The organism is Stenotrophomonas terrae, assembly GCF_001431465.1.
GTDB classification, from domain to species: domain Bacteria; phylum Pseudomonadota; class Gammaproteobacteria; order Xanthomonadales; family Xanthomonadaceae; genus Stenotrophomonas; species Stenotrophomonas terrae.
In genome coordinates this window covers 1-15,325 of record NZ_LDJJ01000057.1, presented here as the reverse complement: position 1 = coordinate 15,325, position 15,325 = coordinate 1, and the positions used below count along the sequence as shown (strand labels likewise).

The 15,325-nt window shown below is 58.7% G+C and carries 11 protein-coding genes; 3 read left to right on the top strand and 8 right to left on the bottom strand.

All coding sequences use genetic code 11. The features are described 5' to 3' along the window. Nucleotides 1-217: 217 nt before the first annotated feature. The 6 genes from ABB27_RS15965 to ABB27_RS15940 form a co-directional block, all read right to left on the bottom strand. On the bottom strand, nt 218-613 hold the full coding sequence (locus ABB27_RS15965) for a hypothetical protein (protein WP_211263723.1): 396 nt from the start codon (nt 611-613) through the stop codon (nt 218-220). A 209-nt stretch (nt 614-822) separates the two neighbouring features. Beyond that, nucleotides 823-1,914 carry a DNA glycosylase AlkZ-like family protein gene (locus ABB27_RS15960; protein ID WP_083491352.1) on the bottom strand — a complete coding sequence of 364 codons (1,092 nt, stop codon included), beginning with the start codon at nt 1,912-1,914 and terminating at the stop codon, nt 823-825. 116 nt (nt 1,915-2,030) lie between these two features. After that, nucleotides 2,031-2,543 carry a hypothetical protein gene (locus tag ABB27_RS19790; protein ID WP_152984632.1) on the bottom strand — a complete coding sequence of 171 codons (513 nt, stop codon included), beginning with the start codon at nt 2,541-2,543 and terminating at the stop codon, nt 2,031-2,033. A gap of 201 nt (nt 2,544-2,744) precedes the next feature. Next, nucleotides 2,745-3,698 carry a hypothetical protein gene (locus ABB27_RS15950; protein WP_057629779.1) on the bottom strand — a complete coding sequence of 318 codons (954 nt, stop codon included), beginning with the start codon at nt 3,696-3,698 and terminating at the stop codon, nt 2,745-2,747. Between the two features lie 346 nt (nt 3,699-4,044). Next, entirely contained in the window at nt 4,045-5,238 is a 1,194-nt protein-coding gene (locus ABB27_RS15945; RefSeq protein WP_057629778.1) for a GGDEF domain-containing protein, read from the bottom strand. Between the two features lie 273 nt (nt 5,239-5,511). After that, nucleotides 5,512-5,886, bottom strand: a complete 375-nt coding sequence (locus ABB27_RS15940) for a hypothetical protein (protein WP_057629777.1) — start codon at nt 5,884-5,886, stop codon at nt 5,512-5,514. A 114-nt stretch (nt 5,887-6,000) separates the two neighbouring features. On the opposite strand from ABB27_RS15940, the gene ABB27_RS15935 reads away from it, so the two are divergent. After that, nucleotides 6,001-6,885 carry an HNH endonuclease gene (locus ABB27_RS15935; protein WP_057629776.1) on the top strand — a complete coding sequence of 295 codons (885 nt, stop codon included), beginning with the start codon at nt 6,001-6,003 and terminating at the stop codon, nt 6,883-6,885. Nucleotides 6,886-7,902: 1,017 nt separating this feature from the next. On the opposite strand, the gene ABB27_RS15930 is transcribed toward ABB27_RS15935, so the two are convergent. After that, nucleotides 7,903-10,515, bottom strand: a complete 2,613-nt coding sequence (locus tag ABB27_RS15930) for an SIR2 family protein (protein ID WP_057629775.1) — start codon at nt 10,513-10,515, stop codon at nt 7,903-7,905. A 157-nt stretch (nt 10,516-10,672) separates the two neighbouring features. Further along, nucleotides 10,673-13,360, bottom strand: coding sequence for a pyruvate dehydrogenase (acetyl-transferring), homodimeric type (aceE, locus tag ABB27_RS15925; RefSeq protein WP_057629774.1), 2,688 nt, complete (start codon nt 13,358-13,360; stop codon nt 10,673-10,675). Nucleotides 13,361-13,756: 396 nt separating this feature from the next. On the opposite strand from aceE, the gene ABB27_RS15920 reads away from it, so the two are divergent. Next, nucleotides 13,757-14,254 (top strand): PadR family transcriptional regulator, encoded by a 498-nt coding sequence (locus tag ABB27_RS15920; protein ID WP_057629773.1) that lies wholly within the window; start codon nt 13,757-13,759, stop codon nt 14,252-14,254. 87 nt (nt 14,255-14,341) lie between these two features. After that, the gene (locus ABB27_RS15915; RefSeq protein ID WP_057629772.1) at nt 14,342-15,133 is read left to right on the top strand and encodes a siderophore-interacting protein; all 792 of its coding nucleotides are present in this window, start codon (nt 14,342-14,344) and stop codon (nt 15,131-15,133) included. Nucleotides 15,134-15,325: the final 192 nt, after the last annotated feature.

Below are 15,325 nucleotides of genomic sequence, written 5' to 3'. Positions count from 1 at the left end.
CTCGGCACTACGGTGCCGCTTTGAGCCCTCCCTTTGCCACAGGCAAGGGGAGGGTTGGGAGGGGTGCTTCTGCTGTGTGCTTGAGCTTGGCTTGGTAGGGCCCCTGCCGAGCATGGCTCGGCACTACAGTGCTGCGTTGAGCCCTCCCTTTGCCGCAGGCAAGGGGAGGGTTGGTAGGGGTGCTTCCAGGTCTTTCGCTTCGTGCCCTACACCACGCCTACTGGCCAGTCCTCACCGCGCGCCGCAGCGCAAGATTGTAAGTAGTCGCGTAAACAGCCGTAACCGACAACGGCACAATAATCGTCCGCAGGATCTCAGGCGTGCCTGCCAGCCAATGAATGCTGCTGAGCAGGCTCAACGACGCAGCGATCGCAACCAGCGGCGGCACCCAATAACCCGCACTGCCGGGCAAGCGGGCCGAAAGCGCTTCGATCATCCGCTTCAGAAACAAGGTAATCAGCGCCGACAAGGTGCCCTGCACCAGCCCTGCGATCAGCGGCCGCGGCATCGGATGCGCCAGATTCGCGAACGCGGCCCAGCTGCCCATGGCCACGAAAGCCACAGCCATATGGACACCGCTGTTGCGGGCGGTTGCAGCGGTGGTTGGCGGCACGTGGGTGATCCTGGCGACAGCGCTTATGGAGGCGATGCAGCATGCCCGATGCAGCCGCGACCGATCAACTCATCCGTGCACCATGGTTTCCCGCCATCGATGGCCGCAACCAAACGACCTGCATGCTCCGCCCAATGCCGATGCAAACAGGACAGCAGGGATGCACAAAGCCAAACCCGCCCTACCCCAACGGCGCAAACGACTTCAGCTCACTCTTCAAGACCCAGAAATACCTGCATCCGCGCCAGCTCCGCGTCCAGTTCGCGGACAAACGCGGCATCGCGCGGTGCCCGCCCGTCGACGTACCGCAGTTCAGCATTCAATGCACCGCCGGCAACAGACAGATTGCCCCAGCCAATCACCTGATCGCCCCACAACAGCGGCAAGGCGTAATAGCCCAACTTGCGCTTGGCCGGCGGGGTATACGCCTCGAAGCGATAGGCCCAGCCCCATAGCAGCTCGAACCGACGCCGGCCCCACACCACCGGGTCGAATGGCGTCAACAGGCGCACCTGCGCATCCGGCTTCCAACGGCGGCTCTCGGCACGCTCTTCGGCCGGCCACAGCCAATCCACGCCATCCACCCTCGCCCGCTGCAAGCGCTGACGCGCCCGAAGCAAGGCTGGCTTGCGCGCATCCTTCCACTGCGGGACACCATTGCCCAGGTAGGCCACCAGCTGCCCCAGGCTGGCGTCCGGCAAGGGCGCGTACTTGGCGACGATCAGATCAATCAGCGCATCCATGCGTGCGTCAATATCCAGCGCAGGCACCGCCGGCGCCGCCTCACGCACCGCGTACACGCGGGTACCGCCATCCCGCCGCGCCACCCGCAGCAGGCCGCGATAATGCATGCCATCCAGCAACTGCGTGCTGGCATTGGACGAGCCACCAAACCAGTTGGTGGTCTTGCCATGTGCAAAGTGGGCATCCACTTCCCGCGGGTGTACCGCACCGCGCTCGGCGATGAATTCCTGCACTGCCTGCGCCTGCTTCCAACGCGCCGGTGTCCACTCCAAGCGTGCCTGGCGCGGATGCATCAGCGCGTGGTGGCCGTGCAGCAGGAAGCCATAGTTGACGAAGAAATCCTCCTCCAACGGCAAGCGCGGATAACGCCGTTCCAGATCGCCTGCGCGGTAGCCCACCACCCGCTGCCTCAGGGTCAGATCCTGCGCCCGCGCAGGTGCGCGGATCGGATCGGCCTGCACAAAGCCCAGCTTCGCGATGGCCCGCATCAGCGTGGTCGGCTTGAACAGCGAGCGGGCGACGGCGTAGCGCCGCAGGTGGTCGAGGGTGATGGCCATGGAGGGATGATGCCAGCAAGTGGATGGCATGGTAGCGAGTGACCCGGCCAGACCATTCATTCACCCAAGGAAGCAGCCCCGACGCAATACCGTCGTTGCCTCAGGCGCGATCCAACCTACAAGCCGCATGCATCCCAGCCCCAAACGCCCCGGCGCCGGTCAAACAGCACCTGTCGAACCTCAAACCCGCCCTCACTGCGCAGCATGCAGAAGTGGCCGCTATACCAGCGCCTCACTGGGCTCCCGCTCCTGTCCACAATGAAGGCAGCAACTTCCGCCGAATACTCCGCGCCAGGAACCAGCGCCGGCAACGGATTTTCTTCCGTGCCGACGTCATCCATGCAATCACCCGGTGATATCACTGGTGGCGCCACTTCATTCGGAGGATAGCTCTGCGACCAGATGGGGCGTTGAGCGCCACCTTGGCGATGGTAGATCGTAAGGTTGGTGACTATGGATGCGGCGCGCTTCAACTCGGGCACATCATTTGCCCGCAAGCAAAGAACACCGCCTTCGTCTGAAATCACCGCTTTCTGATACCGACCTTTGGGCTGACTACCAAGAGCGGTGTGCGGCAGCATCAATAGCGCCGCCAATACCATGAACACCCTGGTTTGCTGTCGAGTCATAGCGCAGCTTCCTTGTGCAGTTGCCCGCAGCATAGCGCCCGATGCTGCCCAAGCCGCAATCAGGGCGTGGTGAAATCACGCCCCTGTCCCCTCCCCCCAAAGAGCAAACGCGCAGTACCCGGAAGGCCCAATCCTTTCCATTCGTGCTGTTCTGGCTACACGCTTGCTATCTGCAATTCCCCGCAAATACGTGCTGCTCCATCAACGCTGCCCGGCGATCGACCTGCAGTAGTACTCGGCCAGGGCAAAGCTCAGCGGCCGCTGTTCGGTCAGGTTCCACTCCGCCGTGAGCGCCTTGGCGTCTACCCGGGTCACCTGTGCCTGTACACCACGCTTTTCCAGCAGCGCCGGGAGCGCCTTGCCGAACTCGCTGCTATTGGTTTCGTCACTGGCGACGATGCATACCGGCACGCCCGGTGCGATGGGCGCCTCGGCGATCATTTCCTCCAGGTCCTCGATGCTGTCCTCATCGTTGTCCAGCTCGTCGATGCCGGCGCCCCCTTCGGCGAGCCGGTACTGCAGGTTGTCCGGATCCATCAGCATCACCATCAACGATGGCGTAGGTGCCGGCTCAGCCTCGCACTTGGGCGCCATCATGCGGCTGATGACCGGTGTGGTGGTTCCGTCCGGGGCTATCCGCCGCAAGGCGATGCCGCAGCTGCCGCCTTCGAAGTCGCGGATCATGTCGCCCTCGTAGTCCGCGCCGGACTCTGGAACAAAGCTGGCTTCGATGCCGCGGCCGCGGTTGCAGGTCCAGCCGGAACCATTGGCGATGTTCGCCTTGAGCATCACCGGCTGCCCCGGCACCAGTGGGTGCTCGGCGTAATACGGGCTGGCCCAAAGCTTGTCACGCGTAGCCAGGTTGCGCGTATCCGCCGTCTCGGGCATGCCGATGGTCACGTTCTCCGGCTTCTTGCGCACCATTGCCTTGAAGTAGTGCCCAATCGAACCGGACGCCTCGACCTCTTCGTCGTATTCGTCCTTGCAGCGTGCGTTGGTATACATCGTGAGGCCGACGCCGTTCTGCCCGAACAGGCGGATACGCGCAGGGCGCTCGACGGTTGCTGCAGCTTCCTGCGGTGCAAGGTCTTCAACAGCGCGGGCATCCGCACACGCCAGTGCCAGCAGCGCCAGCGACAACAAACGAATCTGCATTTATGCGACTTCCATTTCGACAGGAATAGTGGGAGGAACCCGCCAGCCATCCCGCCGCATTGAAAGCGCGAAGCTAATATCTGGAATCCCCGGAGCGAATTCTATAGACGGCAATTGGCGGCGTACACACGGCGCATGCAGGCGATCGCGCGCTCAAGTGCGTCAATATTTTGGCTTTCCGGAATGAACGGCGGACTGCCTGCATGGAGCCGCCGATCCAACGATCCGAAATGCTTATGCCGGGCCTTGCATGAGCATCGCAGCCAGCATCCGGCCAACTCATCTAAAGAGTTTCCCCGAACCAGCCAGATCAGGCATCAATAGAACCGGGACACCATCCAAGCGGCTAATGAACCGTATCCAGCACAGCATTGCGCCGATTCGGGCCCTGGTTGTGCTCCACCCGGTTGCGGCCGGTGTGCTTGCCACGATACAGCGCCGCATCGGCCTGCTGCATGGCCTGGCCCAAGGCCGCCTCGCTGCCAAAGCTGTCCGACACACCGATGGTCACCGTGCAACGCAGCTGCGCGTAGAGCGCGCCTTGCAGCATCACCTTCTGCTCGATGCTGCTGCGCACACGCTCGGCCAGGCGCATCACGGACGCATCATCGGCGCCCACACAGATCACCGCGAACTCCTCACCGCCCAGCCTGCAGACCAGGTCGTCCTTGCGCACCGAGGCGCGCAGCGCGTCGGCCACCCCGCACAGCACCTCATCACCCACATGATGGCCGTAGCTGTCGTTGATGTTCTTGAAGTGATCCAGATCGACCAACAGCAGCCGAGCCGTGGTACCCGGCCGCCGGAAGCAGGCGTCCAGCGCCGTACTCAGACCGCGACGGTTGAGCAGATGGGTCAGCGGATCGCGGGCTGCAACGGTCCGCAAGCTGTCGGTAAGGCGCCGCAGCACCAACCACACAATCGACGGCGGCAGGATGGTCGCCAGCGAACACATGTAGACGTAGAAGACCATAGAGAACCGGCCATCGTTGCTCACCGCCTCAAAGCCGCCGGACAACAGCTTGCTGAGCTTGATCACGTTCAAAACGCAGATGCCGCTGATCAGGCCAGCAAACAGCAACACTTCGCCGCGCAGATCCTTGGCGAAGCTGCGCACGCCGTACAACAGCATCGCCACCATCGCGACGAAGGACACCGCGCAGACACCGGCCAACATCACATAGCGCGCAACCGGGCCGAAGGCCCAGTTCACCAGGATCTGCACCAGGCTGTAACCCACTGCCAGGCACAGCAGCGGCACGGCAAGCGGCGTCGAGCGGCCAAAGAACCGCGCCCCGCCCACGCAATACGCCAGCAGCGAGCACAGCGTGAGCGTGTGGTTGAGCATGCTCAGCCAACTCCAACCCGGCGCGCCCTCCAGCAACTGCAGCACATAGGCGCCACCCAGCATGAGGTTGCCCACGCCAAAGACGTCCATGCCCATGTTCTCGTCCTGCAGCCGACGACTGATGAGCAGAAACATCACGGTGAAGCTCAGCAGGTAGACGCAGAGCATGCCGACTAGGAGGGTGGCGATCATTGGGTGTTCGATATGGAGGGCAGGCGAAGGCGCGCCGCCCGCTTCATGCGCAACGACGGATGCCAAACAAAAACTCGCAACGCTGTCGTTAATCCCCCGACACCGCGTTGTCCCCGCGCGTATCGTACAGAATTCAGTAGGGCTTACGGGCTCTACAACGGGTTAGGTGGGCCATGTAACCGGCCACTAGCGACTCTTACGTTAGCCGCGGGGATCGGGCAGTTGCTCGTTGGCAAGGCAAGGGAGCTAAACCGACTTCGGCCCGGCTGCGGCTCACTCGACATAGCGCGAGCAACGCACGTCCCACCTGCCCTGCGCCGCTACGAACAACGAAACAAGTTGGACGAGGGATCCGCAAGGCGACAACGACGCTAGGTCCTCTTCCCGAGCATCCCGCAGCCCGACGAACTCGTGAAAGGCATGGTCCAGATCGTTAGGACCATCCTCGTGGTCGCGCCAATGCTGCTGATGCAGCGCTGGCAGTAACACCTGCTCCGGCACGAACAACTCGCCTTGCTCCAAACAGGAACGGATCGCCACGCCGTTGTCCCGCACCTTGCCGCGCAACAATACCGCGCCATGCGTCTTCCAGTTGCCGGCATCCCGATACAGGTACTCCAAGACGGCGAAGCCGTTCTGCCTCTCCATTTCTCACTCCCGCTGACCAAAAGAGCAACAAGACTGCCCTGGGCCAGTCCCACCGGCTGAGATGGAAGATTGGGGTCCGCTCGCCTACCATCCCCCGAAAGGGGGAAAATCTGAATGGCCAACGCGATCTTTACTGCTTCCGAGAGCTCCAGTTACGACGACCAGATCGAGAGGCGGTATCACTTCCCGAAGACCTATCTTGGCCAAGCCAAGCAGGCCATTGGCGATTTGATCCTGTACTACGAGCCGCGCCGGGATGCAGGGCTTAGCAGCAGCGGTGGCCGACAGGCCTACTTCGCCGTGGCCCGACTGCTCCGCATTGATCCGGACGGTGACCGTGATGGCCATTTCTACGCCCACTTGGATCAATTCCTTGAGTTCGACCGCCCAGTTCCCTTCAAGGAGAACGGCGCCTACTACGAGTCGCTACTGCAAAAAGAAGACGGCAGCAGCAATAAGGGCGCGTTTGGGCGCTCTGTTCGCCTAATTCCCTCGCACGAATTCGAAAGGATCTTGAAAGCCGGCTTCACCACCGCGCTTGAGCCGTGGGAACTTAAAGATCAGGCGGAAGAGGAAGTTCCGGAGTCCACGTCTCGCCCCATCATCCAGCAAGTGATATCGCGGAAGTTTCGAGACCAAGCCTTCCGAAAGCACGTGCGCGGCGCTTATTCCAATACTTGTGCGGTTACAGGCCTGCGCTTGATCAACGGCGGCGGAAGACCAGAAGTACAGGCTGCGCATATCCGCCCCGTGGAAGTGGACGGTCCAGACACAGTGAGAAATGGCATCGCACTCACCGGCACCGTGCACTGGCTGTTCGATCGCGGCCTGATTAGCTTCGATGACAACTACAACGTCTTGCTATCGCCCAGCGGCCTTCCCGATGAGCTGGAAAAGCTGATACCCACCGACAGGAAGTTGATTCTGCCACTGCATATTGAGCACCGACCGCATCCAACTTATCTGCGCTGGCATCGCGAGAACCGGTTCAAACAATAAAGAGCGCCGCTGATGCCCGACCTAGAGCTTCCAAGCATCAGGAAAAGCCGCGAGCAAAACCTCACTCTGACCCCTATTCCCCGGTACACATAGATGGAAATATTTGGATGGCACGGCGGCTGGGGAGACTTTCTCCATATTGACCCCAGGCAGTTGGGTTCGGGAGAGGGTCATTCGCAGGGCTGGGGGTTCTATTGCGCAGAAAAGCGACCTGGGGGCGAATACTTTGCTCGACACACTTATCGAAGGCGGCCCACTGCATTCCTACACAAAGTTCAGATATCCATACCCGACGAGCAACTGTGGATAGAGCCTTCCAAAAGTGAAGTACTCCCAGCCAATGCAACGAATTACAGCCAAGCAGATTATCTTTCAGACCAACGAACACTCGGACTGAAAACAGCAGCCATGCGCCTCAAGCTCTTGGGTGTGAAGGCAATAAAAATGTACGAGTCAGACCAACCTTCACATGGCTGGACATGCATTGTGATTGTGCTTGACCCATCTACCGTATCCGTCATTGAGTCATTTAAATATCAGAGCAATGGCCGAACTTGCGCTTGGCTTGAAATATCACACCTGTAGTTTCATATACTGGTGGCGCCACACCTCGCCGCGAACTTCGGCCACTTGCGTCCGCAAGCAGCCCCCACTTACCCACCAAGCCCCAACCAGTCCGCCCCTGCTTTTCTCGGCAAAATGGGATTGCCGAAGTTAACCTCGACCCATTCGAAGTTACCTCCTCGCAGCCACAAGGGATTGAGGTCCGCATAGAATATTCACTAGTCGCTATTAAGAAAGGCATCGCACTGCGGTGCTGCTGAGCTATGCATCAAAACCTCCTCTCTGACTGCGTAGATCGTACAGATTCTGCTACCACCCTCTAAAAGAAACGTGAAAGTCCTGGGCCTTAAGAACCGCCCCCAAGATTCGGCTAGCAACATCCAAGCTTACTAAATTAACAAAGAGCCAGAGCGAAAAACTCACTCTGACCCAAATTTGCGAAAAAGCCTCTTATCAAGCCAACTCTACACTTTGCTTTGGCTGCATATTGATATCCTTCCGAAGAGAATCCAAGAACTTTCGACCCGACTCATCATCAAACATCGCCCATTCAGAGATAACAAACATATTTTCCTTATTGTCCCTGAGTGCAGAGGAAAAGCTCGTCTTCGCCTTCTCAAAATTTCCAAGAAGATAATTACAACCCGACTTTTCAAGATCATTTATGCAAATCGTTTCCACCTCAGCCAGCCTGCGCTTATTAAGCGCCCGACCACATTTAAGCTCCGCCAACTCGTAATTAACGATTAATGATGCTGCATCTTTCTGCCAGCCAGATTTGTCTAGGCTAGCCTTGGCCAATTTCGATGCTTCTTCGAACCGCTTTAAAAGAAGCAATGCATGAGTCTCCTCAATTACCGTGAGCCCCTCGGATCTCTTCGTATTTTGCTGCGAACGCAATAGAGCGAGGTATCCCTCAATGTCACCGTTCGCCTGAAGCTCCTCTAACTTCAACTGGAATCGCTCGACAGTGCTCAATGAATATGTCTTAGCATCAGCGAGCGCAGAAATGGCGCTTCCATTCGTTGTGTATTTATAAAGAACAGCGAGTCTTGCGACGTCTGCGCTCCGTCTCTTCGCATCCACAGCACGACGAATGGATTCGATCGCTTGATCGATATCACCACTGACCTCCATGAGGAAATCCGATTTTCTTCTCAGAAAATGTGGTGAATCTGAAAAATCAGAATTTATTTCGAGCTCACTTATCTTGCGCGATAAGTCAGAACTGCGCCTCAACGCTCGAAACGCGTCCATTTCAAGCCATTCATACTTATGCCGCTCAGACAGAGAACGCCCCGCCTTTGCAGAGGATATGTCAGCAATAAGGCTGTCCGCTTGCAACGATCCACGATCATCCTTGCTCTTGGACCACCTCGCCAATCGAAACCTTAGACACAACGTGCTGTGTGGTTGCAGCGACTCGAGCCGCCCCAAAAGATTCTCCACATCACACTTAAACTGCTCCCTAGGCATCTCAGCCCTTGTATAAAAATCCAATATACCCCACCAGATTGGATTCTTTGGACCAGGATCGCATTTCAGACTAGCATCTAGAATTGATTTTATATTCTTGTAAATCGCATCCCTATCAGAGCTACCAGATACATAATACTTTTCCGACAAGCACTGCAGGCGTCTTTCGTGCACATCTACATCATAGGGATCAATTTCATTAGCGAGATCAAGTATGGAAATCCTCTCTTCATGGTTTCCAACGAAGAGCGTCTTTCGTACATAGAGGCTAACATCCTTTGGATCGGCAGAGATCATTTCGTCAACAGTTGATATCGCCCCAACTATATTACCTGATACATCTTCGATCATAACTCGGAGATCCAAAAGATCCTCTTTGTATCTTTTGGAGAGAGCCTGCTTCATCTCTCTTGCCACCCTCTCCCGAGCCCCCTCAAACTCCCCGCGCTCAATCATTCTCCGAATTTCCATGGTTACAACGAATTCGCGATCGCTTAGACGATCTAAAGTATCGTCCGTCTCTTCTTTCTTTAGGCCCCGAAAGATCCCCAAGACCTCTTCGCGCTCATTCATCTTTCTTAGTTTTTCAAGATCTCTCTTGATCAACTCAGATGAAGAACCCAAAAGAAACTTGTTGTCACAGAATTTCTCGATTATTGATTTTGGTTTTTTTGTTATCAAACTCGTATCAATCGGTAACGAATCACCAACGAGATCATTATGAAGGGACGCCATCACCTCATCAAACCCATCCACCTCCACGAAATAGACTCGCTCACGCCATAAGAGCTTGAGCAACTCATCGCCGGGCTCATCCCCCTTCCGAAGGCACCAGTATATTCCGTGCTTAAAATAATCTTCAGAGCGCAAAAGATAATGAAGAACATCCATAATCGATCTATCACTACCACTATACCCAGCCACAACGAGGCCAAATTCACGTCCAAACTCAATGAATTTCTTCCTAGTATTCTCCTCAAGAGACTCCGTCTCTCTGACAGTAGATTTAATGTCATCAAACAGATAATCCCCATGAAGCTTTATTATCTTTGGACGCTTGGAGGTCACCGTTATACTTGAAACGGACGAGTCGTGAGCACATAGCATCGGCCTCGTTTCCGAGAACTGGAAAAAAGCCTCATTCACCAGATCATCGAAATTCGTCGTGAATATTGTATTTAAGAACCCCTTATCTACCAGCCTCATCAAGTATGCATACCCAAGGTTCGGAGATTTCCCAGACACCTCGGTTTCAACGAATATCCGTCGCTGTCGAGGCAGGTCAAAATTCTTCTCAAACAAAGATGAATACTCGCGAATAGGGTTGTACCAGCCGCCACTACTCTTAGTGAGCTGAAGCTTTGCGACCTCCGCCTCATAGGTTTCATTCGGCCAGTGACGCTTAAAAACCTCCTGCCGCCAAATCTCCGTCAACTCGGCTGCGCTTCTGACACCCGAAGAAACGGAACACCCCGCTCCCAAGAGAAGTGCGTAGTTTGGCACACCACCTGTATGCGCCCCCATGAAGCGACTAAGATCCTCATACGACCTACGCTTACCTTCAAGCTGCTGCAGTACGCTAACACTCATTTACTCACCCCCTGTGAGATTTTGCATGTTTGACTGATTACATTATCCGCAATAGCTTTCATTGCAGCCAAATTGCATTCTTAATCAGAAATGGCTGGGAGATCAACCAAAAAAAAAGCAGCCTATTTAGGCTGCTTTTTATTCCACTTAAACTACATCAAACCCCAACAGGATTAGCCTTCTCCGGATCAATCCCATACTGCTTGATAGCCCGAGCGACATCCTTCGCCGTCATCTTCCCGTCCTTCGCCAGCGCCGCAATAGCAGCGTGGGCGATGTAGTAACGGTCAACCTCGAAGAAGCGACGCAGGTTCGCACGCGTATCCGAACGACCGAAGCCGTCCGTGCCCAGTACCGAGTACGTTGCCGGCACGAAGGCGCGGATCTGGTCGGTGTAGGCGCGCACGTAGTCGGTTGCGGCGATGACCGGGCCCTGGCGGCCTTCCAGCAGCTGGGTGACGTAGGGCTTGCGGGCTTCGGCTTCCGGGTGCAGGCGGTTCCAACGCTCGGCGTCGAAACCATCGCGACGCAGTTCGTTGAAGCTCGGGCAGCTCCAGATGTCGGCGGTAACGCCGAAATCCTTGTCCAGCAGTTCGGCCGCTGCAATGGCTTCGCGCAGGATGGTGCCGCTGCCCAGCAGCTGCACGCGCAGCTCGCCCTTCTTCGGCTTGCCTGCGTCGGTGAGCAGGTACATGCCCTTGATGATGCCTTCGGCTGCGCCTTCCGGCATGGCCGGGTGGGCGTAGTTTTCGTTCATCAGGGTGATGTAGTAGTACTCGTCGATCTGGTCTTCCATCATGGCCTTGGTGCCGTGCTGGAGGATGACGGTTACTTCGAAACCGAAGGTCGGGTCGTAGCTGCGCACGTTCGGGATGCCGCCAGCGACGATATGGCTGAAGCCATCTTCGTGCTGCAGGCCTTCACCGTTCAGCGTGGTGCGGCCGGCGGTGCCGCCGAGCAGGAAGCCGCGGGTACGCATGTCCGCTGCCTGCCAGGCAATGTCGCCAATGCGCTGGAAGCCGAACATCGAGTAGTAGATGTAGAACGGCAGCATCGGCACGTTGCTGACCGAGTAGCTGGTACCGGCCGCCATCCACGAGGACATGGCACCCGGCTCGCTGATGCCCTGCTGCAGCACCTGGCCGCTCTGGTCTTCGCGGTAGTACATGAGCTGGTCGGCATCGACCGGCTTGTACTTCTGGCCGTACGGGGCGTAGATGCCGATCTGGCGGAACAGGCCTTCCATACCAAAGGTGCGCGCTTCGTCGGCGACGATCGGCACCAGGCGCGGGCCCAGTTCCTTGTCACGCAGGCTGATGTTCAGCGTCTGCACGAAGGCCATGGTGGTGGAATAGGTGCGCTCGCCGGATTCCTTGAGCAGGCGCTCGTAGGTTTCCAGCTTCGGTGCGATGAAGGACTTGTCGGCCTTCTGGCGACGCTGCGGCAGGTAGCCGCCCAGCGCTGCACGACGCTCCTGCAGGTACTTCATTTCCGGCGAATCCGGGCCCGGGTGGTAGAACGGCACCTGGCCGTCCTTGAGCTGCTCGTCGGTGACCGGAATGTTGAAACGGTCGCGGAAGTGCTTGACCGATTCGTCGTCCAGCTTCTTGGTCTGGTGGGTGGGGTTGAGCGCTTCGCCAGCGCTGCCCATGCCGTAGCCCTTGACCGTCTTGGCCAGGATCACGGTCGGCATACCCTTGGTGTTCACGGCCTGGTGGTAGGCGGCGTACACCTTGTGCGGGTCGTGGCCGCCACGGTTCAGGCGCCAGATGTCGTCATCGGACAGGCCGGCAACCATGGCTGCGGTTTCCGGGTACTTGCCGAAGAAATGCTCGCGCGTATACGCGCCGCCGAAGGCCTTGCAGTTCTGGTATTCGCCGTCGACGGTTTCCATCATCAGCTTCTTCAGGACGCCATTGGTGTCCTTGGCCAGCAGGGCATCCCAGTAACCGCCCCACAGCAGCTTGATCACGTTCCAGCCGCCGCCACGGAACACACCTTCCAGTTCCTGGATGATCTTGCCGTTGCCACGCACCGGGCCATCAAGGCGCTGCAGGTTGCAGTTGACCACGAAGATCAGGTTGTCCAGGCCTTCGCGGCCGGCAAGTGCAATGGCGCCCAGGGTTTCCGGCTCGTCCGACTCGCCGTCGCCGATGAAGCACCACACCTTGCGGTCGCTCTTCTCGATCAGGCCACGGTTTTCCAGGTAACGCAGGAACTGCGCCTGGTAGATGGCAGCCAGCGGGCCCAGGCCCATCGACACGGTCGGGGTCTGCCAGTAATCGGGCATCAGCCACGGGTGCGGATAGGAGGAAAGACCGCCGCCATCCACTTCCATGCGGAACTTGTCCAGCTGCTGCTCGCTGATGCGGCCTTCCAGGAAGGAACGCGCATAGATACCCGGGGCGCTGTGGCCCTGGATGAACAGCAGGTCGCCCGGATGGTTGTCGCTGGGCGCGCGCCAGAAGTGGTTGAAGCCCACGTCATAGAGCGTTGCGCCCGATGCGAACGAGGCGATGTGGCCGCCCAGGTCGCCCGGCTTGCGGTTGGCGCGCACCACGGTGGCCATCGCGTTCCAGCGGATGATGGAGCGGATGCGCCATTCCAGCTCCGCATTGCCGGGGCTCTTGGCTTCCAGCTGCGGCTCGATGGTGTTGACGTATTCGGTCGTGGGCGAGAACGGCAGGAATGCACCCGAACGACGGGTCAGTTCAACCATGCCTTCCAGCAACTGATGCGCGCGCTCGGGGCCCTCGACATCGATAACGGCCTTCAACGACTCGATCCACTCCTGGGTTTCCAGGGGGTTCGTATCGTTGTTAAGCATCTCGTTCAACCAGTTCATTAGCGCTCCCAGTTACTGCACGCACGCGCGCGCTTGTCGTTATTTTGAGCCCCAAAGTGTAGCGCACCCGTCAGGTTCCCAAGCTGGCTACGCATGCGTATGGGGCGGGAAAAGCCAGTGTCTGCAAGACAGTTGGCGACATGCCGCATGCACCCGCAAGGACACCCGTGGACAGTGCAGGCACCCGGCTGCAAAGGCTTAATGGCGCGAAACACCGGGCGAAGTTGCCATCGGCAAGGGTCAGGGCGGTGACAACCCGGCAATGCTGCATTGCAGCATGAGGTACGGAATGCAAGCCCCCTTGGTCTGCACCGTCCCAAATGAAGCAGGGCCGTTTGCGCTTGCGGCGGTTTCGATATATCGTTTTGCGCACTTTCGATATATCGAAAACTACCAATGACCCCCACCGAACCCCGCCGCCGCACCACCCCACGCCCGCTGGGCAGGGGCGATCTGCGCCTGCTGCTGCTGTCGCTGATCGGCGAGCAGCCGCGCCATGGCTATGAGCTGATCCAGCAGATCAGCGAGATGTTCGTGCGGGTGTACACCCCCAGCCCGGGCTCGGTGTATCCGCTGCTGGCCGACTTCGAGAGCCAGCGCTGGGTAAGCGCCGAGGAAGATGGCGGGCGCAAGCGCTACCACATCACCAGCCTGGGCCAGGCCCAGCTCAAGCTGCGCGCCGAGGACGTGGAGACCGCCCGCATGCGCGCGCGCCACAACTCCCGCGTCATCGCCAGGGAGAGCCTGCCGGCGCCACTGCGCGATGCCATGCATCAGTTCACCCACGCGCTGATGCTGCGCAAGGGCGAATGGCAGGCGCCGGATGTGGCCCGCATCGCGGCCCTGATTGCCGAAGCCACCGCGCTGGTGCAGCAGCAATCGCAGGAAAACTGATCCGCATCACCGTTGCACCTTACGACCCAGCCAGAGCGATCCAGCCAGGTCACCCCGGCCCTGCCGACACTGACCACAGGTACCCCCATGTCACAGCATGAAACCCAATTGATCCGCATGACCCCGCGCTTCCGCCAGCTGCAGGTGGTGCGCACTGAACGCCTGACCCCGAACATGCAGCGCGTTGTTGTTGGCGGCGCCGCACTGGAAGGCTTTGACAGCCGCTCGCCGGATGACCACGTAAAGCTGTTTTTCGCCAATGCCGAGGGCGAGTTTGTATTGCCCGAACTGACCGAACAGGGCCCGCGTTACCCGCAGGGCAAGCAGCCGTCACCGGCGCGCGATTACACGCCGCGTTTCTACGATGCCGATGCCGGCGAGCTGGTGCTGGATTTCGTGCTGCACGGCGATGGCCCGGCCACCAGTTGGGCGGCCAATGCCGAGGTAGGCGATGAGCTGGTGGTGGCCGGCCCGCGCGGCTCGCACGTGGTAGCCGATGATTTCGACTGCTATGTGCTGATTGGTGATGAGACTGCGTTGCCGGCAATTGCGCGGCGGCTGGAGGAATTGCCGGAAGGCGCGCAGGCCGAGGTGTTCATCGAGATCCCGGAAGAAGGCGATCGGCAGCCGCTGGAGAGCGCGGCGCAGGTGACGGTGTCTTGGTTCGAGCGCAATGGCTTTGATGCGGCCAGCAGCACCTTGCTGGAAGACGCGTTGGTCGATTTCGAGCAGCCCGATGGCGATACGCATTACTGGATTGCCACCGAGTCCAAGCGTGCGCGGATGATGCGCAAGTTTGTCGAGGGGCATCTGCAGGTGCCGAAGGATTGGATCCGCGCTACCGGTTATTGGAAGGCTGATCCGAACGAGGCGGAGTGATGCTTGAAGCCTGACCCTTCTCCCTTCGGGAGAAGGTGCCCGGAGGGCGGATGAGGGTTGGTGCGAAGCACCTGCATCGATGATTGCGGGGGGCTGCGCCCCCTACCCTCACCCCCCAGCCCCTCTCCCGGGGGAGAGGGGCTTCTAGCGCTTCCCTTCTCCCCTCGGGAGAAGGTGCCCGGAGGGCGGATG